29 protein-coding genes and 1 riboswitch are annotated in these 25281 nt (G+C 71.4%); of the genes, 17 read left to right on the top strand and 12 right to left on the bottom strand.

The window, feature by feature from the left end; translation table 11 throughout:
- Window positions 1-46: 46 nt before the first annotated feature.
- Complete coding sequence (locus NUT86_RS37635) at window positions 47-730, bottom strand: hypothetical protein (protein ID WP_018092598.1); 684 nt, start codon at window positions 728-730, stop codon at window positions 47-49.
- A 478-nt stretch (window positions 731-1208) separates the two neighbouring features.
- Between NUT86_RS37635 and NUT86_RS37630 the strand changes: the two genes are divergently transcribed.
- From NUT86_RS37630 to NUT86_RS37610, 5 genes are all read left to right on the top strand, one after another.
- On the top strand, window positions 1209-1376 hold the full coding sequence (locus NUT86_RS37630; RefSeq protein WP_266441577.1) for a hypothetical protein: 168 nt from the start codon (window positions 1209-1211) through the stop codon (window positions 1374-1376).
- 130 nt (window positions 1377-1506) lie between these two features.
- Window positions 1507-2241: a lysophospholipid acyltransferase family protein gene (locus tag NUT86_RS37625; protein WP_109895157.1), complete on the top strand. Its 735-nt coding sequence runs from the start codon at window positions 1507-1509 to the stop codon at window positions 2239-2241.
- A gap of 114 nt (window positions 2242-2355) precedes the next feature.
- On the top strand, window positions 2356-3411 hold the full coding sequence (locus NUT86_RS37620; protein ID WP_274739883.1) for an NAD-dependent epimerase/dehydratase family protein: 1056 nt from the start codon (window positions 2356-2358) through the stop codon (window positions 3409-3411).
- A gap of 92 nt (window positions 3412-3503) precedes the next feature.
- Window positions 3504-4361: a TIGR02452 family protein gene (locus NUT86_RS37615; protein ID WP_148589232.1), complete on the top strand. Its 858-nt coding sequence runs from the start codon at window positions 3504-3506 to the stop codon at window positions 4359-4361.
- Window positions 4358-4843 (top strand): YbaK/EbsC family protein, encoded by a 486-nt coding sequence (locus tag NUT86_RS37610; protein WP_109895153.1) that lies wholly within the window; start codon window positions 4358-4360, stop codon window positions 4841-4843. The genes NUT86_RS37615 and NUT86_RS37610 overlap by 4 nt, the downstream gene beginning before the upstream one ends.
- An 84-nt stretch (window positions 4844-4927) precedes the next feature.
- Here NUT86_RS37610 and NUT86_RS37605 read toward each other — a convergent pair whose 3' ends face one another.
- On the bottom strand, window positions 4928-6556 hold the full coding sequence (locus NUT86_RS37605) for an alpha/beta hydrolase (protein ID WP_274739882.1): 1629 nt from the start codon (window positions 6554-6556) through the stop codon (window positions 4928-4930).
- Between the two features lie 626 nt (window positions 6557-7182).
- Between NUT86_RS37605 and NUT86_RS37600 the strand changes: the two genes are divergently transcribed.
- The 4 genes from NUT86_RS37600 to NUT86_RS37585 all read left to right on the top strand — a co-directional run bounded on the left by NUT86_RS37600 (window position 7183) and on the right by NUT86_RS37585 (window position 9385).
- Entirely contained in the window at window positions 7183-7566 is a 384-nt protein-coding gene (locus NUT86_RS37600; RefSeq protein ID WP_148589231.1) for a hypothetical protein, read from the top strand.
- A 43-nt stretch (window positions 7567-7609) separates the two neighbouring features.
- Complete coding sequence (locus tag NUT86_RS37595) at window positions 7610-8458, top strand: hypothetical protein (RefSeq protein WP_274739880.1); 849 nt, start codon at window positions 7610-7612, stop codon at window positions 8456-8458.
- Window positions 8459-8528: 70 nt separating this feature from the next.
- Complete coding sequence (locus NUT86_RS37590; RefSeq protein ID WP_018092589.1) at window positions 8529-8909, top strand: roadblock/LC7 domain-containing protein; 381 nt, start codon at window positions 8529-8531, stop codon at window positions 8907-8909.
- Between the two features lie 101 nt (window positions 8910-9010).
- Entirely contained in the window at window positions 9011-9385 is a 375-nt protein-coding gene (locus NUT86_RS37585; protein ID WP_026170155.1) for a hypothetical protein, read from the top strand.
- Window positions 9386-9400: 15 nt separating this feature from the next.
- On the opposite strand, the gene NUT86_RS37580 is transcribed toward NUT86_RS37585, so the two are convergent.
- The 6 genes from NUT86_RS37580 to NUT86_RS37555 all read right to left on the bottom strand — a co-directional run bounded on the left by NUT86_RS37580 (window position 9401) and on the right by NUT86_RS37555 (window position 14067).
- The gene (locus NUT86_RS37580) at window positions 9401-10246 is read right to left on the bottom strand and encodes an urease accessory protein UreD (protein WP_274739878.1); all 846 of its coding nucleotides are present in this window, start codon (window positions 10244-10246) and stop codon (window positions 9401-9403) included.
- Window positions 10243-10938 (bottom strand): urease accessory protein UreG, encoded by a 696-nt coding sequence (ureG, locus tag NUT86_RS37575; RefSeq protein WP_093646662.1) that lies wholly within the window; start codon window positions 10936-10938, stop codon window positions 10243-10245. The genes NUT86_RS37580 and ureG overlap by 4 nt, the downstream gene beginning before the upstream one ends.
- A gap of 67 nt (window positions 10939-11005) precedes the next feature.
- Window positions 11006-11680: an urease accessory protein UreF gene (locus NUT86_RS37570; RefSeq protein WP_274739876.1), complete on the bottom strand. Its 675-nt coding sequence runs from the start codon at window positions 11678-11680 to the stop codon at window positions 11006-11008.
- A gap of 42 nt (window positions 11681-11722) precedes the next feature.
- Complete coding sequence (locus NUT86_RS37565; RefSeq protein ID WP_159484370.1) at window positions 11723-13444, bottom strand: urease subunit alpha; 1722 nt, start codon at window positions 13442-13444, stop codon at window positions 11723-11725.
- Window positions 13437-13748 carry an urease subunit beta gene (locus tag NUT86_RS37560; RefSeq protein WP_018092583.1) on the bottom strand — a complete coding sequence of 104 codons (312 nt, stop codon included), beginning with the start codon at window positions 13746-13748 and terminating at the stop codon, window positions 13437-13439. Before NUT86_RS37560 ends, NUT86_RS37565 begins: the two co-directional genes overlap by 8 nt.
- A 16-nt stretch (window positions 13749-13764) precedes the next feature.
- Window positions 13765-14067, bottom strand: a complete 303-nt coding sequence (locus NUT86_RS37555; protein ID WP_026170153.1) for an urease subunit gamma — start codon at window positions 14065-14067, stop codon at window positions 13765-13767.
- Between the two features lie 521 nt (window positions 14068-14588).
- Here NUT86_RS37555 and NUT86_RS37550 point away from each other — a divergent pair.
- Window positions 14589-15533, top strand: a complete 945-nt coding sequence (locus NUT86_RS37550; protein WP_018092581.1) for a M28 family metallopeptidase — start codon at window positions 14589-14591, stop codon at window positions 15531-15533.
- A gap of 39 nt (window positions 15534-15572) precedes the next feature.
- On the opposite strand, the gene NUT86_RS37545 is transcribed toward NUT86_RS37550, so the two are convergent.
- On the bottom strand, window positions 15573-15887 hold the full coding sequence (locus NUT86_RS37545; RefSeq protein WP_018092580.1) for a type II toxin-antitoxin system Phd/YefM family antitoxin: 315 nt from the start codon (window positions 15885-15887) through the stop codon (window positions 15573-15575).
- 55 nt (window positions 15888-15942) lie between these two features.
- Between NUT86_RS37545 and NUT86_RS37540 the strand changes: the two genes are divergently transcribed.
- The 3 genes from NUT86_RS37540 to NUT86_RS37530 all read left to right on the top strand — a co-directional run bounded on the left by NUT86_RS37540 (window position 15943) and on the right by NUT86_RS37530 (window position 17849).
- Window positions 15943-16578 carry an ATP-dependent Clp protease proteolytic subunit gene (locus tag NUT86_RS37540; protein WP_159484372.1) on the top strand — a complete coding sequence of 212 codons (636 nt, stop codon included), beginning with the start codon at window positions 15943-15945 and terminating at the stop codon, window positions 16576-16578.
- A 6-nt stretch (window positions 16579-16584) separates the two neighbouring features.
- Window positions 16585-16893, top strand: a complete 309-nt coding sequence (locus NUT86_RS37535) for a hypothetical protein (protein WP_018092578.1) — start codon at window positions 16585-16587, stop codon at window positions 16891-16893.
- Between the two features lie 292 nt (window positions 16894-17185).
- Window positions 17186-17371, top strand: a riboswitch (cyclic di-AMP (ydaO/yuaA leader).
- Window positions 17372-17375: 4 nt separating this feature from the next.
- Window positions 17376-17849, top strand: a complete 474-nt coding sequence (locus tag NUT86_RS37530) for a C40 family peptidase (RefSeq protein WP_159484374.1) — start codon at window positions 17376-17378, stop codon at window positions 17847-17849.
- Between the two features lie 138 nt (window positions 17850-17987).
- Here the strand turns inward: NUT86_RS37530 and NUT86_RS37525 are convergent, their stop codons facing one another.
- Window positions 17988-18647, bottom strand: coding sequence for a LysE family translocator (locus tag NUT86_RS37525; RefSeq protein ID WP_159484376.1), 660 nt, complete (start codon window positions 18645-18647; stop codon window positions 17988-17990).
- A gap of 71 nt (window positions 18648-18718) precedes the next feature.
- On the opposite strand from NUT86_RS37525, the gene NUT86_RS37520 reads away from it, so the two are divergent.
- A complete protein-coding gene (locus tag NUT86_RS37520) occupies window positions 18719-19636 on the top strand; it encodes a LysR family transcriptional regulator (RefSeq protein WP_148589227.1) in 918 nt (305 codons plus the stop codon).
- Window positions 19637-19665: 29 nt separating this feature from the next.
- On the opposite strand, the gene NUT86_RS37515 is transcribed toward NUT86_RS37520, so the two are convergent.
- Window positions 19666-20094, bottom strand: coding sequence for an ATP-binding protein (locus NUT86_RS37515; RefSeq protein WP_274739870.1), 429 nt, complete (start codon window positions 20092-20094; stop codon window positions 19666-19668).
- 286 nt (window positions 20095-20380) lie between these two features.
- The gene (locus tag NUT86_RS37510; protein WP_018092573.1) at window positions 20381-21607 is read right to left on the bottom strand and encodes an 8-amino-7-oxononanoate synthase; all 1227 of its coding nucleotides are present in this window, start codon (window positions 21605-21607) and stop codon (window positions 20381-20383) included.
- A gap of 156 nt (window positions 21608-21763) precedes the next feature.
- Here NUT86_RS37510 and bioB point away from each other — a divergent pair, with 156 nt between their 5' ends.
- The 3 genes from bioB (at window position 21764) to bioD (ending at window position 25087) form a co-directional block, all read left to right on the top strand.
- Entirely contained in the window at window positions 21764-22933 is a 1170-nt protein-coding gene (bioB, locus tag NUT86_RS37505; RefSeq protein ID WP_018092572.1) for a biotin synthase BioB, read from the top strand.
- Entirely contained in the window at window positions 22926-24230 is a 1305-nt protein-coding gene (locus NUT86_RS37500) for an adenosylmethionine--8-amino-7-oxononanoate transaminase (RefSeq protein ID WP_274739868.1), read from the top strand. Before bioB ends, NUT86_RS37500 begins: the two co-directional genes overlap by 8 nt.
- A gap of 155 nt (window positions 24231-24385) precedes the next feature.
- Entirely contained in the window at window positions 24386-25087 is a 702-nt protein-coding gene (gene bioD, locus NUT86_RS37495; protein WP_342456274.1) for a dethiobiotin synthase, read from the top strand.
- The last annotated feature ends 194 nt before the right edge of the window (window positions 25088-25281 follow it).

Here is a 25281-nt window from a genome sequence, read left to right as displayed (position 1 = left end):
GCCGGCAACGGAGGAGGCGGCTCCGCTGCCGGCCACCGGACCGGGGTTACCCCACGCGCTCGATGCGGGCGCGCCGGATCAGGTTCTTGCCCTCTTCACGTACCTCCTCGAACGCCGCGTTGTTCAGCAGCACACAGCTGCCCGACGTGGACGTGACGGAGACCGTCGTCGACTTGTTGTTGTCCAGGTTGGTCACCTTCAGCTTGGTCCCGGTGGGGAACTCGCCACTGGACGCCGCCGGTGCGCCGCCCTCGCCTGAGAGGGTCACCGTCGAGCCGGGGCACACCACATCGCCGTCGCCGGCCGGCGGGGCGGCGGAGGCGGACGAGTCGTCGGACGCGGGCGGGTCGTCCGACGCGGGTGGCTGTGCCGATCCGGGCGGCGCCTGCGACGCGGACGCCGCGCCACCGGCGGGTGGCTCGTCCGCCGCCGGCGGAGCGCCCGCGGCCGCGCCCCCGTCCGCGGAGCAGCCGGCGGCCTTCTGCTTCGCCTGGATCTCCTTGATCACGGCTTCCCGGTTGGCGATCCGCGCGGCCGACTGCGCGTCGGGCTTGGCCTTCTGGTCGGCGATGAACTTCTGATTGTTGCTCAGCGCGGTGGCCAGTCCGTCGCATGCCGCCGATGCCTGGCTGGTGCCCGTGGTGGCGATGGCGATCCCGCCGACCAGTGCCGCGGCACTGACACCGATGATGATCTTCTGACGTCGGCCAACTGTTCTCTTTCGGGACATCCATGGCTCCTGTCCTCGGCCCGGCTGTGGGGTCGGGCTCGGTTGCCGGACAGTACGGCGCGTCAACCCGACCGGGTTCAGGGTGAGTTGAAAGTTGTCCGCGTATGCCAAAGCGGATACCGAAAGGCGACAAAGCGGCCGCGATGATGCCGGGTGCGTGTGACGCCCGGCAGTCCTACGCCTCGCGCCGCCGGATCAGCCGGGTGCCCGCCGTCAGGACGTCCTCGGCCTGCTCCGGCGGGAGGGCCTCCTCCAGGAACTCGACGGCACGGCGCAGCCGGTGTCCGCTCTGGTAGGGGAAGTCGGTGCCGAGCAGCCGGGTGCGGCAGCGGGAGCGCGGCGAACGCGGAGAAGCGGGTGGGGTGACCCCGGACCCGGCCGGCGTAATGGTCGTTGGCGTACCGGGCGGCCGTGACCGCCTGGCCGGCGTCCGCGAAGTACGGGTCCTGGGGCGACACCGACAGGGTCTGGTGGTCCGGTGTGTCCACCGGAGCCGCCGTGCACCCCGCGCCCCGTCGGCCGCGCCGGCGGCGGACTGCGGCTGCGCCACGTCGTGGCCGCCTCCGCGGTGGAGGTCTTCGCCGAGGACGGCGGCGCTCATCTCACCCGTCTCGCCCTGTGGTCGCTGGGTACGGGAAAGGGGTAAGCATCGATCCGGCCCAAGGTGGTTACCCGCGGCGGCACTTGCCCATAAACTCACTGGCCGTCTCCGGGCCCGCTCGTGACCCGGTGCGAGGTAGCCGCCCAGGCGGGCCGACGGAACAGGGAGCTGCACCGTGCTCTATCAGGTACTGAAGTACCTCCTTCTCGGGCCCTTGCTGCGGCTGGTGTTCCGGCCGCGGATCGAGGGGCTCGGTCATGTGCCGGAGGAGGGCGGGGCCATCATCGCGAGCAATCATCTGTCGTTCGCCGATCACTTCGTGATGCCGGCGATCGTGCCGCGCCGGGTGACGTTCCTGGCCAAGGCCGAGTACTTCACCGGACCCGGTCTGAAGGGACGGCTGACCGCGGCGTTCTTCCGGGGCGTCGGGCAGATTCCGGTCGACCGGTCCGGCGGCCGGGCCTCGCAGGCGGCGCTCTCCTCGGGGCTCGCCGTCCTGCGCAAGGGCCGGTTGCTGGGCATCTACCCGGAGGGCACCCGCTCGCACGACGGGCGGCTCTACAAGGGCCGTACCGGCGTCGCCTCGATGGCCCTGACCGCGGGCGTGCCGGTGGTGCCGTGCGCGATGATCGGCACGTTCGAAGCGCAGCCGACGGGCCGGCGGCTGCCGCGCGCCATGCGGATCACCATCCGCTTCGGCGCACCGCTGGACTTCTCGCGCTATGCGGGGCTGGAGGACGAACGCACCGTGGTGCGTGCCGTCACCGACGAGATCATGTACGCGATCCTCACCCTGTCCGGGCAGGAGTACGTCGACACCTACGCGGGCGAGGCCAAGGCCGAGGCGCAGGCACAGGCGCGGGCACAGGGGCGGCGGGGGCACGGGAGCGGGAAAGGGCCCGCGCGCTGAGCGGCCGGCCCGGCTTCCGGCTTCCGGCTTCCGGCTTCCGGCTTCCGGGGAAGCGTCTTGCGCCGTGGGCGAACCGTCAGGCGGCCGCCGTCCGGCGGCCCGTAGGGTCCCGCCATGACTTCAGGCAGCGCAGTGGTGATCGGGGCGAGCGGGCAGATCGGGCGCGCGGCGGTGCGGGCCCTGGCGCGGGACGGCTGGGAGGTGCGGGCCGCGTCCCGGCACGGCGGGCGCGACGCCTCCTGGCCCGGGGAGGTCCGCTCGGTGGCGGTGGACCGGGAGGACGACACGGCACTGGCCGGGCTGATCGGCGAGGGCTGTGACGTACTGCTGGACTGTGTGGCGTACGGCGCCGCGCACGCGAAGCAGCTGACGGCCCTGGCGGACCGGATCGGTTCGGCCGTGGTGATCTCCACTTGCGCGGTGTACGCGGACGACCGCGGACGCAGCTTCGCGACGATGGACGAACCGGACGGCTCCCCGGTTTATCCGCTGCCCGTCCCCGAGACCCAGCCGACCGTGCCGCCCGGTGACGAGAACTACGGCACCCGCAAGGTCGCCCTGGAACGGGCGCTGCTGGCGCAGGGCGACCGGCTGCCGGTGACGCTGCTGCGGGCCTGCGCCGTGCACGGCCCGTACAGTCCGCTGCCCCGTGAGCTGTACTTCGTCAAGCGGGTGCTGGACGGGCGCCGGGTGCGGGTGCTCGCCTACGGCGGCAGCAGCCGTTTCCATCCGGTGCATGTCGACAACCTCGCCGAGCTGGTCCGGCTGGCGGCCCGCCGGCCGGGGTCGCGGGTGCTCAACGCGGCCGATCCGCAGGCGCCGACGGTGGCCGAGATCTCGGCGGCGGTGGATGCGGCGATGGGCGCGCCGGAGAGCGAGGTCGTGCGCGTGGACGGTGCCCCGCCGTCGTCCGACGTCGGCGACACCCCGTGGTCGGTCCCGCATCCCCTCGTCTACGACATGACCGCGGCGGAGCGCGAGCTGGGCTATCACGCGGTGACGACGTACGAGGAGTCGCTGCCCGCGACGGTGGCCTGGCTGGCCGACCAGGTCAAGGGGCGGGACTGGTGGGAGCTGTTCCCGAGGATGGCCGGCTTCTACCCGGACGAGAAGCTGTTCGGGTACGCGGCCGAGGACCGGTGGCTGGCGGAGCGGGGCGGGAAGCGCTGAGGACCCGCGGCGGGCGGCGATATCCGTTCGCGGGGCGCGCGGCCGGCCCGTACCTTGATCGCTATGAAGCAGCGGATACGGGGGTGCCGACGATGAGCGCCCGACTGCGTGGGATGGCACAGGAGACGGAGCGGATCGTCGCGGCGGGTGCGTACCGCGCCCCGAGCGGACGGCTGGTGGAGATCGCGGCGGCGGTCGGACGGGCGCGGGCCGGAACCCGGCTGTACGGCCCGGAGCCGGTCGCCGTGGCAGGGCCGTCGCCCGGCGTGCGCACGGTGTTCGAGGTGACGGGGGAAGGCAGTCTCACGGCCGGGCGGCGGCTGGCCGAGTCGGGTGCGGGGCCGCTCGCCGTGCTGAATTTCGCCTCCGCGCGCAATCCCGGCGGCGGCTATCTCAACGGCGCTCAGGCCCAGGAGGAGGCGCTGTGCCGGGGGTCGGCGCTCTACACCTGTGTGCGCGAGGCCCCGGACTTCTACGCCGCCCATCGCGCCGATCCCAGCCCGTTCTACAGCGACCGGGTGCTCCTCTCCCCCGGTGTGCCGGTGTTCCGCGACGACCGCGGCACGCTGCTCGAAGTGCCGTACGAGGCAGGCTTCTTGACGGCCGCCGCACCGAACGCCGGGGTGATCGCGCGGCAGCGGCCGGCCGAGACGGGACGGGTGGCGGCGGCGCTGGCGGTGCGTGCGGAGCGGGTGCTGGAGGTCGCGGCGGCCGGCGGGCACCGTCAGCTGGTGCTCGGCGCCTGGGGCTGTGGGGTCTTCCGCAATGAACCGGCCGAGGTGGCACGGGCGTTCGCGGCGGCGCTGCTGCCCGGCGGACGGTTCTCCGGCTGGTTCGACCGGATCGTGTTCGCCGTGCTGGACCGCCGGGAGGACTCCCCCACCAGGGCCGCCTTCTCCGCGGTGTTTTCCGGTGTGACCAACGAGAGCAGGGATGTGGGACCACGATGACCGACCACGGAACGTACACCAAGCTGATCGGCTTGCTGGACGAGCGCGGTGCGCGTTACCGGATCTACGAGCACGCCGAGGAGGGGGCGACGGAGGCGGTCAGCGCACTGCGCGGGAACCCCGTCGAGCAGGCCGCCAAGTGCCTCGTGGTGATGGTGAAGCTGAGCAAGAAGACCAAGCGGTATGTGCTGGCGGTGGTGCCGGGCGACCGACGGGTGGATCTGGGGGCGGTGAAGGCGCTGCTGGGCGGTTCGTACGCCGGGTTCGCCACCCCCGAGGTCGCGGAACGGCTGGCGGGCAGTGTCAGCGGGACGATCCTGCCGTTCTCCTTCGACGAGGAGCTGGCACTGGTCGTCGATCCGGCGCTGCTGGAGCAGCCGGAGATCTTCTTCAATGCGGCCCGGCTGGACCGTTCGCTGGCGTTGGCCACGGCGGACTATGTGGCGATCGCGGAGCCACGGGTCGAACCGGTCGCCGGCTGAGACGACGACAGGGGCGGCCGGGAGAGGTCCCGGCCGCCCCTGCGTGCCGTCCGTCATGCGGTGCCGGCACTCTTCATGCCGTCATCAGCGCACGGCGGGAAGGTCCAAGGCACCCAGGACGGACTTCGTCGTGGACGGCTTGGGCGTGGCGTGCGGGGCGCAGGTCACGTCCTTGGCGTCGGTCTTCCCGGTCAGGAAGTACGAGTCGACCCGGTCGTTGATGCAGGGGTTGACCTGGCCGGTGACACCGTGCGATCCGGCGTCCCGCTCGGTGATCAGACGGGAGCCCTTGAGGCGACGGTGCAGTTCGACCGCGCCGCCGTAGGGGGTGGCCGCGTCGCGGACGCTCTGCACGATCAGCACGTTCGGCAGACCCTTGCCGGTCTTGACGTCGACCGGCTGCTGCTGCTTGACGGGCCAGGTGGCGCAGGGCAGGTTCATCCAGGCGTTGGACCAGGTCATGAACGGTGCCTGCCGGTGGATGCGGGTGTTGTCGCGGTCCCACTTCTTCCAGCTGGTGGGCCACTTGGCGTCGGTGCACTCGACGGCCGTGTAGACGGCGTTGCCGTTCTCCGAGGCGATGTTGCCCGCGGTGTCCTTGAGGTCCGGACCGGCGTTCTCCACCAGCGGCTTGCTGTCACCGGCGAGGTACGCGCTCCAGACCTCGGCGACCGAGGCCCACATGGAGTCGTAGTACGGCGCGTTCTGGAAGAAACCGGTCAGCTCGGCGGGGCCGACAACGCCGCCGATGGGCTTCTTCTTGGCGGTCGCCCGCAGCTTCTCCCACGCCGCCTGGACCTTCTCGGGGGTGTCCCCGATGTGGTACGCGGCGTCGTTCTTGGCGACCCACTTCTTCCAGTCGCCCCAGCGGGTCTCGAAGGCGATGTCCTGGTCGAGGTTGGCCTGGTACCAGACCTTCTCGCGGGAGGGGTCGACGACGCTGTCGACGAGCATCCGGCGGACGTGCCCGGGGAAGAGCGTCGCATAGACCGCGCCCAGGTAGGTGCCGTAGGAGACGCCCAGGTAGTTGAGCTTCTTCTCACCGAGCGCGGCACGGATCACATCGATGTCGCGGGCGGTGTTCGGGGTCGTCATGTGCGGCAGCAGGCGGCCGCTGCGCTCGGCGCAGCCGTCGGCGTACTGCTTGGCGAGCTTGCGCTGGGCGCGCTTGTCCGCCTCGCTGTCCGGCACCGGGTCGGCCTTGGGCGCCTTGACGAACTCCTGCGGGTCCATACAGGAGATCGCCGCGGAGTGGCCCACGCCCCGGGGGTCGAAGCCCACGAAGTCATAAGCCTTGGCGGTCTTGGCCCAGAGCGGGTTCTTGGTGGTGATGCGGGTCGGGAACTTCATGCCCGAGCCGCCGGGACCTCCGGGGTTGTAGAGGAGGGCGCCCTGTCGCTGCTCCTTGCCGCCGGTGCTGAGGGCACGGTCGACGGCGATCTTGATGGTGCGGCCGTTCGGCCTGGCGTAGTCGACCGGGACGGTGACATAGCCGCACTGGACCGGTGACTTGAGGCCCCAGTCCGCGGGGCAGTCCTGCCAGTCGATGCCCTTCTTGGCCGCGCGTGCGGCGGCGGTCGCCACACCGCGCGCTTCGGCCGAACCGCGCTGGTGCTGCTCACCCGCCTGGGCGGGCGTGGCAGTTATCGCTCCGGCGAGAAGCGCTCCGGACACCAGAGTTCCGGCGGCGCCGAGCGCTGCTGTTTTTCTCACGTGGTCAATTCCCCCTGCATGGTGTGCCACTGGTGGCGGCGTTGATCACAGGCTTACGGAGGGATCCTGTCGTGCGCCGTCCCCTCTTGAACAGGTTTGACCCACACTTCTTTACCAACCTGTAGGTTTCTTGCCGTGCCGGTTGCCCACCGGGGCTCGGAAACGGCCGCCCCGGCGGCGCCTTACGGACGAGTTCACTCCCTCGGCGGCGTGGGCACCGGCGCCGCCGAACTGCGGACGAACGGCCGGACCTCGCAGGGGAACCCCACCATTCCGGCCAAGGACTCCGGCCCATGACACGCGCTTCCACGTCACCCGGACCCCATCGGTGACATCCTCAACTTGGTCCGGACTAAAGGCAGTTGGCGGCCGACAGGCGACGAACCAGCAGGCCGGGCCGCTCGGTGGGGAGCGCAGGACCACGAGCGCCCTGTGGAGTGCGGCACGGCGCGATGGCCGCCAAGAGGGCGCGCAGGGGCGAGAATACGTCAATTGCCGTAGACCTGCCCCACAGGCATGTGCCAGCCGCACAGCTTCAGTAACCTTCCGTGAAGGCTCTCCCACTCACTGCCACGGGAGGGCTTCGGCGTTTTCGCGCTGTAGAGCCGTCGCGAAGGAGATCCGAAGTGCCGGGTATCGATCAGGTGTTGTCCCAGGCAATGGGGATTCCGGGCGTTCTGGGCGCCGGACTGATCGACTGGACCAGTGGTCTGACACTCGGCACGGCGGGACGGGCGCCGCACGGCGATCATGACGCGGCCGCCGCCGACACCGCCGAGGTGGTGCAGGCCGTGGCGCGCAACGCCACCTTCGACACCTCGGGCGCCGGCGGCCCGGCCCTCGAAGACCTGATCATCACGGCCGAGGACAGCTATCACCTCATCCGTTTTGTGCACACGGCCTTCGACAGCCAGACCTATCTCTACCTCTGGCTGGACCGCACCCAGGCCAATCTCGCCGTCGCCCGGCTCCGGCTGCGCGATCTGGCGGCGGAGCTGGTCGCGTCCTGAGAACGCGCTCCGCCACACCGCACGAACGCCAAAGGAACCAGCCATGGGCCTGCCCATATCCCCTCCCCCGCCCACCCCCGGGCTGCTCGACCGGTGCGCCGCCGAACGGGTCACCGGCGCACTGCACGGCCCGCACGGCTGTTTCTACCTTCTCGACGGCGCGGTCTACTGCGTCGAGGGCAGCGCGGCGCCCGGTCTCGACATCCGCCTCATGGCGGCCGGCAAGGTACCGCCGCAGGGCTGGCAGTACGCCGCCGAGCAGGCGGGGCCGCAGCAGCGGGGCGCCCAATTCCTGGTCAGCGAAGGCTGGTTGACCCAGAGCGAACTGGAGATATGCCATCTCGCCGCCCTTCTCGACGCGGCGTTCTTCGCCCTGCCCCTGCCGCCCGAGACCACCTCCTTCACTCCGGGGACCGCGCACTGGCTGGGTGTCGTACGGACCATCAGCGCCAGTGCACTCCAGCAGGCGACGGCCCACCGCCGGGCCCTGCTCGACCGGCTCCACCCCTGGGCCGCGGTCGACTCTTCCCCCGTCATACCCGTCCGCCCGCGCACCGCGGCCCCCACCACGGGCCGGCAAAGGCAGCTGCTCGACCGTGCCGACGGCCGGCACACCCCGCATGAACTGGCCCGTCTGCTCGGCCAGTCCGCATTCGCGACCCTGCTCGACATCCGCCGCCTCGCCGCCGCCGGCCTCGTCCAGCTACCCCCGGCTCCGACGGCACTCCCCCGGCGCCGGCCCGGCGCCTGCCTGGACGGGCAGCCCGCCCCCGCCGCCGGAGGACGCCCCACCGCGACCTGGCAACTACCGGTTCCGGACCTCCTCGATACCGCCGATCCGGATATTGCCCTCCTTGTCCGACTGCGTACGGCACTGGAGGAGAACCTGTGAGCCCTTGCGCACGAAGACCGTGCACCCCATGAGGCGCGTCATCGGAAAGCGCGCCCGGAAAAGGAGACTGATGACGATCGAACCCCGGATACGGGATGAATTGCATACGCTGCGCGACCAAGTACGCCATTTCCAGGGCGGGATGGTGGCGAGCGTGGACGGCATGGTGATCGCCCACGATCTGCCGGACATCGAACCGGACGGTCTGGCCGCACTCACCGCCGCCGCGATCGGCGTCGCCAAACGCCTCACCGAGGCCACCGGACAGGGCGCCTTCGAGGAATCCCTGACCCGCGGTGCGGGCGGCTACATAGCCGCCTATTCGGCCGGACGCCGAGCCGTCCTGACGGCGGTGGCCAGCACGGACACCAACGTGGGCCGGCTCCATCTGCAGGCCCGGAAGGCCGCGGAACGGATCGGCGCCCTCGTGGACGCGGCGCCCCACCGCTAGGAACACACACCCGACAAGAGCCCACCCCCACATCCCCGCCCGAACGCAGAAACTCGGGACCCCCGGAAACACCGTCAAGGAATCGAAAGGTCTGACCCCTCATGGCTCAAATGGAATCCGCTCTCTCCGACGCGATGTCGACCATCGAGGGCGCGGTCGGCGTCGCCCTGGTCGACTACACCAGCGGAATGGCGCTGGCGACCCTGGGCGACAACCAGGCACTGGACCTCAATATCGCGGCGGCCGGCAATACCGATGTCGTACGCGCCAAGATGCGCACCATGGAGATGCTGGAACTCCAGGGCGCCATTGAGGACATGCTCATCACCCTGACCTCGCAGTACCACATCATCCGCCCGGTGTCGGGCAAGAACGGCAGCGGCCTCTTCCTCTATTTGGTGCTGGACCGCAAGCGCGCCAATCTCGCGCTGGCGCGCCACCGCCTCGCCCGGCTGGAGGCCGAACTGGAGGTCTGAGCGGAGCCGCCTCCGTCACCCGGCAGCGGCGCTCCGGGCGGCCTCGTCCAGGAGGCGCCGCAGCCGTAGCGCGTCCGGGGCGACGGCCGTGGCCAGGGCCGCGGGACCGGCGAGCGGTGCCAGCACTCCCTGTCCCGCACCGCCGTCGGACCGCTCCCCCGCCGCGGCACCCAGCAGCCGCACCTCGTCCGGGCTCTGCTCGAACTCCGGTTTGACGACGAGGAGTTGGCCGAGAGCGCGGTGTCCGTCCAGGACGGCCGAGGTGTCCCAGCCGGGGGCTCCGGGCCCGTACGCCGTCTCCTGGTCGAGCAGGGTCCGGCCGGCCCGGCGGACGACGAGCCGACTGCGCAGCGCGCCGGTCTCCTCGCCGCTGCGTCCCAGGACCTGTTCCTCGCGGAGTACCAGGTGTGCGGTGGGGGCCAGTTCGACGGTGGTGGTCATCCGCAGTGCGCTGCCGGCCGCGGAGATCAGCGGTTCGGGCAGCCAGTCGAGCCGGGCACCGTCGCCCACCGTCAACCGCACGTCGTAGGTGGCGTGGCCGGCCGTGCGGCCGGGCAGTGCGACGGTCGCGGCGGCGGTCGTGAGGTGCAGTGCGGTGCCCGCCTCGGCGGTGGCTTCGATGGCCAGCCGGTCGCCGCCGAGGGGGGCGCTCATGGCACCCACGATGCAGACCCGGGCCTGCCGGCCGCACCCGCGGATCCGGCGCAGCGCGAACGGGCCGTCGCCGTCCAGGACGGGCAGCCGGGTGGTGCCTCCCCCCTGATCGGCTCGCGCGACGATGCGGGCGGTAGCGCGCAGACCGGCGGCCGAAGCGGCGACGGTCTGCGGCGGCACCGCCGGCGTGGTGAGCGTGAGGGTCATGCCGGGCCCGCGGTCCAGTCGGCGAGCCGCCCGCGGACCCATTCCGTCACGGGCCGGACGCCGTTCTCCGACTTCAGGGCGGTGAAGGCGACGGGGAGGTCGCCGCGTTGGTTCTTGGCGTCTCGGGCCATGCCTTCGAGGTCGACGCCGACGTGGGGGGCGAGGTCGGTCTTGTTGATGACGAGGAGGTCGGAGGTGGTGACGCCGGGGCCGCCCTTGCGGGGGATGTCATCGCCGCCGGCGACGTCGATGACGAAGATCTGGGCGTCGACCAGGCCTTTGGAGAAGGTCGCGGTGAGGTTGTCGCCGCCGGATTCGACCAGGACGAGGTCGAGGGGGCCGACCGCTTCCTCCAGGTCTTCGACGGCTTCGAGGTTGGCGGAGATGTCGTCGCGGATGGCGGTGTGCGGGCAGGCTCCGGTCTCGACGGCGGAGATCCGTTCGGCGGGCAGGACGGCCTCGCGGAGCAGGAATTCGGCGTCCTCGCGGGTGTAGATGTCGTTGGTGACGACGGCGATGGACAGTTCGTCGCGCAGTGCGCGGCAGAGCGCGGCGACGGTGGCGGTCTTTCCGGTGCCGACCGGGCCGCCGAGCCCGATGCGCAGGGCACGGCGGGTTCCGTCCTTCCGTACGGGGGCCGGGGCGCTGTAGGTGTAGCGCTCGGGGAAGGTGTCCTTGTGGTCGAGGTGCATGGTCACTCCGGTGGTGGGTGCGGGCCGCGGGCGGGCGGTGCGGGGGGTCCGGCGCGAGGCCGGCGGGTCAGGAGGCGAAAAGGCGGACCGGCCAGGCGGCGTGCTGCTGTGCGGTGATGTCCAGCAGTGGCGCGGAGGCGGCGGGCAGTGCGTCGACTCCTTCGGCGGCAACCCGCCGTGCGGCGTCGGCGCCCTGTTCCGCGACCCGGTCGAGGTCGGCGGTGAGGCGGGCGAGGACGGCGGTGGCGTCGAAGGGGTCCAGGCTCAGCAGCCGGACCGCCGCGGTCGCCGGGCCGCTGATGTTCTCGTAGGCCACGGCGTATGCGGCATCGAGCGGCGGCAGACCGGCGGAGCGGGCGGCCAGGCCCAGGACGACGGGCTGGTGGGCGCCGCGGGGACGGGCCACCGCGAGCGCGTCGAGTGCGGCGCTCGGCCAGGTGGCGCGCGCGGCCCGCATCATCTGCCGGCCCAGCCGCCGGGCGACCAGCCGCAGCGCCGGTACGGGCGTACGGGCGTCGGCGGCGTCGTCCAGAAGGAGCGGGTCGTGGCCGGCCGCGGCCGCGGCGGCGAGCCCCGCGGCGACCAGGCCCGCGGTGTGCAGCCGGCCCCGGCAGAAGGCCTCCAGGGTGGCGGCGTCCTTGATGCGTCCCGCGGCGACGGCCGGTTCGGCGCCGCCCGAGTGGGCGTGCCCGCCGGCGGGGAACCGGCCGTCGGCGAGGACGAGCAGCGCTGCGCGGCTCATCGGTGGTACGTGTCCTTCGTCAGGGGGCTCACCGGCACTGCCTCAGAAGAGGAAGTACCGCTGGGCCATGGGGAGTTCGGTGGCGGGCCGGGGTTCGACCACCTCGTCGTCGATGGTCACCGTGAAGGTGTCCGGGTCGACATGGACCCGCGGCAGGGCGTCGTTGTTCCGCATATCGGCCTTGGTGACGCCGCGGGTGCTGCGGATCGCCTCGAAGGATTTGGCCAGCGGGAGGCGCTCGGGGAGTCCGTCGGCCAGGGCCTGCGGGGAGACGAAGTTGACCGAGTTGCTGCCCGGGGCCCTGCCGGTGGCGCCGAACATCGGGCGCGGCAGGACCGGCTGCGGAGTGGGGATGGACGCATTGGCGTCGCCCATCTGCGCATAGGCGATCTGGCCGCCCTTGATGACCAGCTGCGGCTTGACGCCGAAGAACGCCGGGTCCCACAGGACGAGATCGGCGAGCTTGCCGTCCTCGACGGAGCCGACGAGATGGTCGATGCCCTGGGCGACAGCGGCATTGAGGGTGTACTTCGCGACATACCGCCGGGCACGGTGGTTGTCCGCGCCGCCGTCGCCGGGAAGGGCACCGCGGCGCCGCTTCATCACATGCGCGGTCTGCCAGGTGCGCAGCACGACCTCGCCGATCCGGCCCATGGCCTGGGCGTCCGAGGCCATGATCGAGATGGCGCCGAGGTCATGCAGGATGTCCTCGGCGGCGATGGTGGAGGGCCGGATCCGGGACTCGGCGAACGCCAGGTCCTCGGGGACGGCGGGGTTGAGGTGGTGGCAGACCATCAGCATGTCGAGGTGCTCCTCGACGGTGTTGACGGTGTGCGGCCGGGTGGGGTTGGTCGACGCAGGCAGTACGTTCGGCTCGGAGACCATCGCGATCATGTCGGGGGCGTGGCCGCCGCCGGCGCCTTCGACGTGGAAGGCGTGGATCGAACGGCCGGCGATGGCGGCGAGGGTGTCGCCGAGGAAGCCGGCCTCGTTGAGGGTGTCGGTGTGGACGGCGAGCTGTGCGCCGCTCTCCTCGCAGACGGTCAGACAGGCGTCGAGGACGGCGGGCGTGGCGCCCCAGTCCTCGTGGATCTTGAAGCCGAGGATCCCGGCCCTCAGCTGGTCACGCATCGACGCGAGGGAGGTGGTGTTGCCCTTGCCGAGCAGACCGACGTTGACCGGGAGCGCGTCCATCGACTCCAGCATCCTGGCGACGTGCCAGGCGCCGGGGGTGATGGTGGTGGCCTTGCTGCCCTCGGCCGGTCCGGTGCCGCCGCCGATCATCGTGGTGACGCCGGAGGCCAGCGCCTCGTCCGCCTGCTGCGGGCAGATGAAGTGCACATGGGTGTCGATGGCACCGGCGGTGAGGATCTTGCCGTTGCCCGCGATGACCTCGGTCTCGGGGCCGATCACCAGGTCGGGGTGGACGCCGTCCATGGTCTCGGGGTTGCCGGCCTTGCCCAGGGCGGCGATCCGGCCGTCGCGGATGCCGACGTCCGCCTTGACGATGCCCCAGTGGTCGAGCACGACCGCGCCGGTGATCACGGTGTCGGGGGTGCCCTCGGCGCGGGTGGCGCGGGACTGGCCCATCGATTCGCGGATCACCTTGCCACCGCCGAAGACGGCCTCGTCGCCGGCCCGGCCGGGTCCGCCCGAGCGGTCCTCGGTGATCTCGATGACGAGGTCGGTGTCGGCGAGCCGGATGCGGTCGCCGGTGGTCGGGCCGAAGAGGTCGGCGTACGCCTGGCGGGTGAGTTCAGCCATCGAGAGTGCCTCCGGTCTCGCCCCGCAGGCCCATGACGATGCGCTTGCCCCCGAGGGGGACGAGTTCGACCTCGGTGGGGATGCCGGGCTCGAAGCGCACGGCGGAGCCGGCCGGGACGTTCAGCCGCTTGCCGTGCGCGGCCGCGCGATCGAAGTCGAGGCCGGGGTTGGCCTCGGCGAAGTGGTAGTGGGAGCCGACCTGGACGGGGCGGTCGGCGGCGTTGAGGACGGTCATCCGCGTGCGGGGAAGGCCTTCGTTGAGGCGTACCGGCTCGTCGGCGTGGAGGATCTGGCCCGGGATCATTCTCTGCTGCCCCCGTTCAGTTGATGGGTTCGTGAACGGTGACGAGCTTGGTGCCGTCGGGGAAGGTGGCCTCGACCTGCACGTCGTGGATCATCTCGGGGACGCCGTCCATGACCTCGTCACGGGTGAGGACCTTGCGGCCGGAGGACATGAGCTCGGCGACGGTACGGCCGTCCCGGGCTCCTTCGAGGATGTGCACGGTGAGCAGCGCAATCGATTCCGGATGGTTCAGCTTCACCCCCCGGGAGCGGCGCTTTTCAGCCACGTCTGCCGCCACATGAATCATCAGGCGCTCCTGTTCATGCGGGGTCAGTTGCATACCTTCCACCTCACAGTCTTCCCTCCCGGACGCATTCGCCCAGGTCACAGGCGTGAGCACACCCGCGTCGATAGGTGTACCACGCAGCAATTAAAGGAGGAGCAAACCGACTTCCAGCACTTGGCCATCAAGAGCCCCACGCCAGGAGGCTAGTTCGGCGGGATTTCATCTGCGTTACAACCAGGGACGTGTCGGCACCCCCTCTTACGCCTGGGGTAACGCGGCGTCATTACCGCCCGTTACGGCGCGGCGACCGCCTCCCGGAACCACTGCCACCCCGTCACATCCCCGGCCGGGCGGGGAATCCGGTGGCGAAATCCATCCGTTGAAGGCCGCTCGGGGCGACGGAACAGATGACCGCCAGGCGCCACGAATCACCACTATCGGCGTAAACCGGGCCCGGCCCGCTCGCCGAACACCACTGTCCGATATGCGCTCTTGACGATTTCGAAAGTGATCGCAATTCTCATGTGCGCGTCAAAACAAGCTCCGCACCAACCCCCCACACCTGGAGCCATATCGTGACTCGTTCCACCCGAATACGCCGGGCCGCGCTGGCCACGGGCGCCGTCGCCGCCGTTGCCGCCACCGTCTTCACCGCGGCCGGCGCCTACGCCGGGACCGCGCCGGCGGCCGCCCCGGACATCGACGTCAAGTCCGTCAAGGCCGACCTGGACCAGCTCCAGTCGATCGCCGATGCCAACGGCGGCAACCGCGCCCACGGACAGCCGGGCTACAAGGCGTCCGTCGACTTCATCAAGGGCAAGCTGGACAAGGCCGGATTCACCACCAAGGTCGAGGAGTTCGACGGCGGCGGCACCAAGGGCTACAACCTCGTCGCCGACTGGCCCGGCGGCGACGAGAGCAAGACCGTGATGGCCGGCGCCCACCTGGACTCGGTCCCCGACGGCCCCGGGATCAACGACAACGGCTCGGGCTCGGCCGGCATCCTCGAGGTGGCGCTCGCCGTCGCCAAGGCGGAGCTCAAGCCCACCAAGCACCTTCGGTTCGCCTGGTTCGGCGACGAAGAGGACGGCATGGTCGGCTCGCAGGCCTACGTCGACAAGCTCGGCGCCGACAAGTCGAAGATCGACTCGTATCTGAACTTCGACATGATCGGCTCGCCGAACCCGGGCTACTTCGTCTACGACGACGACACCCGCCTGGAGAAGGTCTTCAAGGACTTCTTCGCCAAGAAGAACCTCGCCACGGAGAAGGAGACCGAGGGCGACGGCCGCTCGGACCACGCCCCCTTCAAGGAGGCGGGCGTCCCCGTCGGCGGCCTCTTCTCCGGCGCCGACTACAAGAAGACCGAGGAGCAGGCGAAGAACTGGGGCGGCGAGGCCGGCAAGGCGTTCGACGCCTGCTACCACCAGGCCTGCGACGACTCGAAGAACATCGACGAGAAGGCGCTGGACAACAACACGGACGCCATCGCCCACGCGCTGTGGGAGATCAGCTCCTGATCCACCCGCCCCCTCGCACGGTCAGCACCCGCTGAATCGTCAGCTCTCGCGACCCGGCCGCCGGTCCCCGGCAGCCGGGTCGCGGTGTTCTGCGGCGATACCGAACCGTCGCCGTTCGCCCGGAGCGGACGGGAGCTGCCGCACGGTGGAGACCGTGCTGATCACCTGCTCCTCCTCCGCACCCTGCTCACGCCGCCCCAGCTCTTCAAGTAGCTGCAGGTCAGCGGCGGACACCAGGGCAACCAGCGGCTTGCCGTGACGGGTGACGACCACCCGCTCACCGCCATAGACAACGCGGTTGATCAGATCCGCCAGCTCCGCTCGGGCTTGCGTCACCGGAATTTCGTAGGCCATGCTCCCATTCTAACTGGACGTACATCCTGTACATTTTTTACGGAGAGGAGCAGACATGCTGCGACCAATGGCCCGCTATGTCCTTCCGGAGTTCACCGAGCGCACGTCCCAGGGGACGCGCACCATGGACCCGTACTCGAAGCTGCTCAGCGAACGCATCATCTTCCTGGGCACCCCGGTCGACGACGCCTCCGCCAACGATGTGATGGCGCAGTTCATCCACCTCGAACACGCCTCGCCCGACCAGGACATCTCGCTCTACATCAACTCCCCCGGCGGCTCCTTCACGGCGATGACCGCCATCTACGACACGATGCGCTTCGTGTCGTGCGACGTGCAGACCATCTGCCTGGGGCAGGCCGCCTCCGCCGCCGCGGTACTGCTGGCCGCCGGCACCCCCGGAAAGCGGCTGGCGCTGCCCGGCGCCCGGATCCTGATCCACCAGCCCTCGATCACCGAGCCCATCCAGGGCCAGGCCACCGATCTGCAGATCCAGGCGGAGGAGCTGCTGCGCACCCGCGACACGCTGGAGCGAATGCTGGCGGAGCACACCGGACAGACGCGTGAGCGGATCGCCGCCGATATCGAGCGCGACAAGATCTTCGACGCCCGAGCCGCCCAGGAGTACGGCCTGATCGACGGGCTCACCCATCAGCGCAAGCAGTCCGTCCCCCAAATCGGCGCACGGTGAGCCCCGATGCTGCCGCCGGAACTGCCGCCGCTGCCCGCCCTGACACGTGCCGAGGGTGAGCTGATCGACCACTACCTGGAGGTGCTCGACCTGCTGGGCAGGATCAACCCGGCCCGCGGCGGCGGCACCTACACCGGACTGCGGGCCGCCCAGGCGCTGGTCAGCAAGGCCGCCGGACTGCGCGACGCGCTGGCGCTGATGCACGACCGCGGCGAGAGCGAGCTGCACCGCGAGACCTTGACCCGGGCGCTGCGGGTGCTGGACGGCGAACGCCGGGCCGGACTCGTGACGGTGCCGCCGGCCGACGACATCTGACCCGACACGCGCACGGGACCTGCGCATACGGCGTAGCGACTGGGCCCGATGTGAGGAGGCGACGAATTGCGCGGGGCGAACACGATTCCTGGGACCCTTGATGTTTCGCCGCTGGTCCAGGGGGGTGCGACACCCCGCGCCATGGCACCTGAGGGAACAAATCTAACCATTCAGGCGAAATGTGACCCATCTCACATACGGCATTTTCAGCTCGGAATTCGGGTGTCGGGTGCGTGACGATCCCTTCGACGGCAAGACCCCGCCACAGCGACGGGGCGGTCCGGACGGGCGCCTAATCCCGCCGCCGTACCGGATGTCCGGTCGACGTTGTGGATCGGCGGGAGCGGAGGACCCGAGCAGGACGGGGTCCCGGCCTTACGGCCGAGGGCTCCTTGGGGTGAAGCCGTACGCACGGCCGGGCATCTTCGCCTGCCCGAACCCGACAGGTCTTCCTTCGCAGGCGGCTGACGAAGGGTTTGCGCATGACTGTGCGCATGCAGACGCCGAATCTGCTGGCACGCGCCGGCACCGTCACCGCTCTGACGCTGGTCACCCTGGGCGGGACAACCGTCGCCCCGGGAACGGCCGGGAACGCCGAAGCCGCGACCGTGTCCGCCCACGCGCTGCGGATCGCGGCCTCCAAGAGGGGCGCCCCCTACCAGTACGGCGCCCAAGGGCCGCACACTTTCGACTGTTCGGGGCTGACGCTGTACTCGTTCAAGCGCGCCGGCCGGGCGCTCCCCCGTACCGCCGCCGCGCAGTACGGCCGCACCCGGCACATCCCGGCCTCCCTGCGCCGACGCGGTGACCTGGTCTTCTTCCGTTCCGCCGGCGGCATTTACCACGTCGGCATCTACGCGGGCCGGGGCCGGATGTGGCATGCGCCCAAGGCCGGGAGCGTGGTGCGGCTGGAGCGGATCTGGAGCCGCGCGGTCTCGTACGGGCGCGTGGGATGACCTCTGGTATCTCGTCTTACGTGTGATCAATTGCCGGTAAGCTCGGCCTACTTGACCCACTTGGCCGGGCAACCCGGCAAGGGGCGTATGCCGTCCGGCGGCCGCGGCTGACCTCGGGCCCCGGGGTGTGCCCGTCCCTCAGGCGAGCACGAGCTCGATGAGCAGGACGCCGCCCAGGGCGGTGAGCAGCGCCCCGGTGGTGGCTTCCAGGGCGCGGGTGACCCGAGGACGGCGCAGCCAGTTCCCCAGCCGGTCGACCAGCAGCGCAACGGCGGGGAACCACACCAGCGCCATGGCGACGACCATCGTCGCGAGCAGCAGCGTACGGGGCAGCGCGGGCTCACCGGCCGGGACGAACTGCGGGAGCAGGCTGAGGAAGAGGACCGGCGCCTTGGGGTTGAGGGCATTGGTCAGGAAGCCCTGGCGCAGGCTCCGCGCGGTGCCCAGGAGGGCGGCCGGGCCGTCGGCCGGTGCGGCGGCCGGGCCGGTCGCGGAATCGGCGTGCGCCCCCGCGCTCCGGACGGCCGCGATCAGCGCGCCGACGCCGAGGTACAACAGGTAGACCCCGCCCAGGAGTTGGACGGCGCCGAAGAGCGCGGGCACGGCGACCAGCACCGCCGCGAGCCCGGCCACCGCCAGTGCGGTGTGCACCAGCAGCCCGCCCGCGACCCCGACGGCGGTCGCCACCCCCGCCCGGCGCGAGTCGAGCGCATTGCGCACCACGACGGCGAAGTCCGCGCCCGGCATGGTGACCATGCCGGCGGCGATTCCGGTGAAGGCGATCAGCTGTCCGTCCATGGGAGCAGCTTCGCTGGTCAGAGCCTTTAATGGGTATTGGCAATGTTCTTGGGGAGCCTAAAGAGGTTCTTATGTACGACCCCACCCGGCTGGCCGCTCTGGTAGCGGTGGCGGAGTCCGGTTCGATCACCCGGGCCGCCGCCCGGCTGGGCTACACCGCTCCCGCGCTCTCCCAGCAGCTCGCCAAGCTGGAGCGGGAGGCGGGGGCGGCGCTGCTGGTGCGCCACCACCGCGGGGCACGGCTGACGGCGGCGGGTGAGCTGCTCGTCGTACGGGCCCGGCGGGTGCTAGACGAGCTGGATCAGGCGCGGCATGAGCTGTCCCGGCTGACCGGGCTGTCCGGCGGCCGGCTGCGGGTCGGCACGTTCATGACCGCCGGGACACATCTGCTGCCGCCCGCGCTCAGCGCCTTCCGGCGTGCGCACCCTGATGTGGAGCTGAGCATCACGGAGTACGTACCTCCGCAGGCCGCCGCGGCGGTGGCGCTGGGCGAGGTCGATCTGGCGCTGACGCACGAGTATGTGCCGGGCGAGGCGATGCCGCCGCCGGAGGGCGTGCGTCTCGAACCGCTGCTGACCGAGGAACTGGTGCTGGTCACCGCGCCGGGCCATGCCCTGTCGGCGGGTGCCGGACGGCTGCCGCTCGCCGAGCTGGCCGGTCAGCCACTGGTCAGCATGGCGCCGGCCAACCCGAACCGGCGTGCGGTGGAGGAGGCGCTGGCGGCCGCCGGGGCGAGTGTGGCGGTGCGCTGTGAGTCGCCGAGCTATGCGGTGGTGTGTGCACTGGTGAGCGCGGGGCTCGGGGTGGCGGTGGTGCCGGAGATGATGGCGGAGGGCTCGGTGACCCCGCTGGGGATCCGCAGGCTGGACCCGCCGGAGCTGCACCGCCGGATCTCGGTGGCCTACCGCCCCGGCGGCGGGAGCCCGGCCGCGGACACCTTGCGTGCCCTGTTGCGCGGGGCCTTCAGCCGCCATTCCCCCGCGCCGTAGCCGACCGGCAGCCGGTGCGGCAGAGGTCGTCAGAGGGCGGCGGCCCGCCACGGCACGGTGATCCAGACGGTCTTCCCGCCGGACTCGGTGGGTACGACCGAGAGGCAGCCGCCGGCTTCCGCGGCGAGGTAGCGGATGATGACCAGGCCCCGGCCGTTGTCCTGCTGGACGGCGGCGGGCAGCCGGCGCGGACGGCGGGGATGGCTGTCGGTGATGCCGACCCGCAGCTGTTCGTCGCGGTCCAGTCGCAGTTCGACGGTGAATTCAGGCGACCGGCCGGAGGTGTGCACGACGGCGTTGGTCGCGAGTTCGGAGACGATCAGACGGAGGGAATCGGCGAGTGCGGAGTCGGTGGGCAGGCCCCATTCGGCGAGCACGGCGAGGGCGTGTCTGCGGGCGGTGAGGACCGAGGCGGGGGCGCTCGGCAGAGTCAGTGAGGATGCATGGTGGTCTGCCATCGAGGCGCCGTCCCTTTCCCACCGAGGCCCGGCCCCGGTCCACTGACCAGGGAGCCGGGATGCCGCTCCGGACACCGGTGCGGCCTCGGACTTCTGCTGGGCGCCAGACTGCCACCCGTACTGGCGATGAGGAACTCGATCCACCCACATATACGGAGATCTATCGCTCGTTGCGGTGAACTCTGCTCCGCGAGACCGGATTTGGGATGCCCATACCACCGGATTCCGGACACCTCCGGGGCCGGAGCCGACGACGGCCGTCCGCTCCGGCCGGGGCCCGTGTGCGTCAGACCGCCGGCGCCGTGGCCACGATCGTGCCGACCGCCGTGTCGAGCTGGGCATCCGTCAGATCCGCGCGGGCCGTCAGCCGCAGCCGGGAGATCCCGTCGGGCACGGACGGCGGCCGGAAGCAGCCGACCGCGAGTCCGGCCGCACGGCAGTCGGCGGCCCAGCGGACCGCCGCCTCCGGCGAGGGGGCACGCACCGAGACCACCGCGGCGTCCGGCCGGACCGCGGACAGCCCCGCCGCGGTGAGCCGGTCGTGCAGCTCCCGTGCGACCTGGACGGCCCGGGCGGCGCGCTGCGGTTCGCGGCGCAGCAGCCGTAGCGCGGTCAGGGCGCCGCCGACCGCCGCCGGGGCGAGACCGGTGTCGAAGATGAACGACCGGGCGGTGTTGACCAGATGCTCGATGACCCGGGCCGGGCCGAGCACCGCTCCGCCCTGGGAGCCGAGCGACTTGGAAAGCGTCACGGTGGTCACCACATCGCCGTCACCGGCGAGACCGGCGGCCCACAGCGCACCGCGGCCCCCCTCGCCCAGGACGCCCAGGCCGTGGGCGTCATCGACGAGCAGTGCGGCGCCCGCTGCCCGGCAGGCCTCAGCGAGCGCGGGGAGCGGCGCGGCGTCACCGTCGACCGAGAACACCGCGTCCGTCACGGCGAGCGCCCGGCCGTCGTGGCCGGTCAGCGCCTCGCGAACGGCCTCGGGGTCGGCGTGCGGGGCCACTTCGGTACGGGCCCGGGAGAGCCGGCAGCCGTCGATGAGGGAGGCGTGGTTGCCCGCGTCGGAGACGAGCAGGGTGCCGGGGGCGGTGAGCGCGGTGACGGCGGCGAGATTTGCGGCATAACCGGATGACAGCACCAAAGCGGCCTCGAAGCCGCAGAACGCGGCGAGTTCCGCCTCCAGCCGGGCGTGCAGTTCAGTGCTGCCGGTGACGAGCCGGGAGCCGGTCGCACCGGCGCCCCAGCGGTGCGCGGCGGCGGCCGCGCCGCGGGTGACCTCCGGATGCCGGGCGAGTCCGAGGTAGTCATTACTGGCCAGATCGAGCAACCGGGAGTCGGCGGGGCGAGGGCGCAGGGAGCGGACCAGACCGGCACGATGGCGGGCGGCGCGGGCCTCGTCTATCCAGTCGAAGGCCGCGCCGTACACCGGCCGGGAGGGCGCGGCGGCGGTCTCGTCGGGGGTCGCCGGCGTGGTGTCATGGAGCAGCGACGGGGCGGTGTCCTGCGGCATCGGCGTCCTTCGTCTGTCGGCCTCGATTGTCGGCTGTCGATAGACGTTAGCGGTCGTTCCGCACGCCCACAGTGTGGTGATACACACACCTCGATCCGGGGTCGTTGTGGGAATCCTCCTTGGCCGGGGGCGGTGGCGTACGCCAGGATCAACGCCATGGACCTGCTGAACACACTGGTGGACAAGGGACTGCGGCGCGAGTTGCCGACCCGCGAAGAGGCGCTGGCCGTACTGGCGACCTCCGATGACGAACTGCTCGATGTCGTGGCCGCGGCCGGAAAGGTACGCCGCCAGTGGTTCGGGCGGCGGGTCAAACTCAACTATCTCGTCAACCTCAAGTCGGGTCTGTGCCCCGAGGACTGCTCGTACTGCTCCCAGCGGCTGGGCTCGAAGGCCGAGATCCTCAAGTACACCTGGCTCAAGCCGGATGACGCCTCCAAGGCGGCCGCCGCCGGGGTGGCCGGCGGCGCCAAGCGCGTCTGTCTGGTGGCCAGCGGCCGGGGTCCCACGGACAAGGACGTGGACCGCGTCTCGGAGACCATCTCCGCCATCAAGGAGCAGAACGAGGGTGTCGAGGTCTGCGCCTGCCTCGGTCTGCTCTCCGACGGCCAGGCCGGCCGGCTGCGCGCGGCGGGCGCCGATGCGTACAACCACAACCTCAACACCTCGGAAGCCACATACGGCGACATCTGCACCACGCACGACTTCTCGGACCGGGTGTCGACCGTCCAGCAGGCCCAGGCCGCCGGTATGTCCGCCTGTTCCGGGCTGATCGCCGGTATGGGGGAGAGCGACGCCGACCTCGTCGATGTGGTCTTTGCACTGCGCGACCTGGACGCGGACTCCGTCCCCGTCAACTTCCTGATCCCCTTCGAGGGCACCCCGCTCGCCAAGGAGTGGAACCTCACCCCGCAGCGCGCGCTGCGCATCCTGGCGATGGTGCGGTTCGTCTGCCCGGACGTCGAGGTACGGCTGGCCGGCGGCCGCGAGGTGCATCTGCGCAGTCTGCAGCCGCTCGCCCTGCACCTGGTCAACTCCATCTTCCTCGGCGACTATCTGACCAGTGAGGGCCAGGCCGGCAAGGACGACCTCGCGATGATCGCGGACGCCGGCTTCGAGGTCGAGGGCACGGACACCACGACGCTGCCCGAGCACCGCAGGCAGGGCTGCGGCGAGGGAGCCTGCGCGTCCGAGGACGCCGGGGAGCCCGCGGACGCCGCCGGGGAGCCCGCCGCCACCGTCCCGGCGCCGTCCGACGACACCCGCCGTGATCTGGTGTCGGTACGCCGCCGCGGTGCCGGTACCGACCTGCCGCCCAATGCCTGAGCCGCTCACCCCCGGCGAACTGCTCGCGCTCGACCGGCAGCATGTGTGGCATCCGTACGGGCCGATGCCCGGCAAGGCCGCACGGCTGCTGGTGGAGTCGGCGTCCGGTGTCCGGCTCCGGCTGGCCGAACCGGCCGAGGGCCAGGACGAGTTGGTCGACGGCATGTCGTCCTGGTGGTCGGCGGTGCACGGCTACAACCACCCGGTGCTCAATGACGCCGCGCGCGGCCAGCTGGGACGGATGAGCCATGTGATGTTCGGCGGGCTCACCCATGAGCCGGCCGTCCGACTGGCGAAGCGGCTGGTCGACATCACCCCGGAGCCGCTGGAGCACGTCTTCCTCGCCGACTCCGGTTCGGTGTCGGTCGAGGTCGCCGTCAAGATGTGCCTGCAGTACTGGCGCTCGCTGGGGAAGCCGCGCAAACAGCGGCTGCTGACCTGGCGGGGCGGCTACCACGGCGACACCTGGCAGCCGATGTCGGTGTGCGATCCGGACGGCGGGATGCATGAGCTGTGGCAGGGGGTGCTGCCGCGGCAGATCTTCGCGGAAGCACCACCGGCCGGCTTCGACGCGGCGCCGGACGAGGCGTATGCGGCACAGCTGCACGAGCTGATCGCGCGGCACGCCGACGAGCTGGCGGCGGTGATCGTGGAGCCCGTGGTGCAGGGGGCGGGCGGGATGTCGTTCCACTCCCCCGGCTATCTGCGGGTGCTGCGGGAGGCCTGCGACGCCCATGACGTCCTGCTCGTCTTCGACGAGATCGCCACCGGCTTCGGCCGTACGGGCGCCCTCTTCGCCGCCGAACACGCGGGTGTCGCACCCGATGTGATGTGCCTCGGCAAGGCGCTGACCGGCGGATATCTCACCCTGGCGGCAACGCTGTGCACGGCTGCCGTGGCGGACGGGATCTCCCGCGGCGCACTGCCGGTGCTGGCGCACGGCCCCACCTTCATGGGCAATCCCCTGGCCGCTGCCGTCGCCGACGCCTCGATCGAACTGCTGCTGTCCCAGGACTGGGCACAGGACGTCAAGCGGATCGAGGCCGGGCTGAGGGACGGTCTGGCACCGGCCCGGAGCGTCGCCGGGGTGCGCGAGGTGCGCGTACTCGGCGCGATCGGTGTCGTCCAGCTCGACCACGAGGTGGACATGGCGGCCGCCACCCGGGCGGCGGTCCGGGAGGGCGTATGGCTGCGCCCGTTCCGGGATCTGATCTACACCATGCCGCCGTACATCACGGGCGACGACGATGTGGCGCGCATCTGCGCCGCGGTGTGCGCGGCGGCGCGCGAGGGCTGACCTCCCGGGCGGCGGTGGCCGGTGCTCCGCGCCCCGCCGCCCCACCGTCCCGCCCTTCGCCCCGGAAACGATGCCGGTGCCGGTGAGCACCGTGCACACAGCAACATTCACAGTCATTGCGCGCGGGATCGGCCGCGCAGAGTCGGAGGCAGACCATGTCGGTGCTGTTCGTGACGGGCACGGGCACGGAGATCGGCAAGACCGTGACCACGGCGGCCATCGCCGCGGCGGCGCTCGCCCGGGGCCGTTCGGTGGCCGTGCTCAAACCGGCCCAGACCGGTGTCACGGCCCATGAGACGGGTGACGCGGCGGAGGTCGAGCGGCTGGCCGGACCGGTCACCGGCGTCGAACTCGCCCGCTACCCGGACCCGTTGGCGCCCGCGACGGCCGCGCTGCGGGCCGGTCTGCCGCCGGTGCGCCCGGAAGACATCGCCGAGGCCGCCGCCAAGCTGGCCGCCTCGCACGACCTGGTGCTGGTCGAGGGCGCGGGCGGCCTGCTGGTCCGCTTCGACGCGGACGGCCATACGCTCGCCGATGCCGCGCGGCTGGCCCAGGCCCCCGTCCTGGTGGTCGCCCCGGCGGGCCTGGGCACCCTCAACACCACCGCGCTGACCGCGCTGGCACTGCGCTCGTACGGGCTCGACTCCCCGGGCGTCGTCATCGGCAGCTGGCCGGCCGAGCCCGACCTCGCCGCCCGCTGCAATCTGACGGACCTCCCGGACGCCGCGGGCGCCCCGCTCCTCGGCCTGGTCCCGGAGGGCTCCGGCGGGCTGTCGCCGCACGCCTTCCGCGCCGCGGCTCCGGACTGGCTGGCGCCGGCGCTCGGTGGATCGGGCGGGTTCCGCATTCCCTCGTGATGCCGGTACCCGGCCGTCGGCATCACGCCGCGAGGGCGCAGCCCGTGGGGCGAGGAGGGGAGGCGGGGGCCGGATGAAGTCCCCGGTGCGGTGGGGAAGGCCCTCGCCTCGTACGGATTTCCGGACGGCGGACGCGGTGGCTGCCGGTGACTCCTTGCCCGCCCGGTGGGGAGACTGAATGCAGGAGCGGGCAG

This window comes from Streptomyces sp. G7(2002), from assembly GCF_028870195.1.
GTDB classification, from domain to species: domain Bacteria; phylum Actinomycetota; class Actinomycetes; order Streptomycetales; family Streptomycetaceae; genus Streptomyces; species Streptomyces nigrescens.
This window is presented reverse-complemented; position numbering and strand designations above follow the sequence as displayed.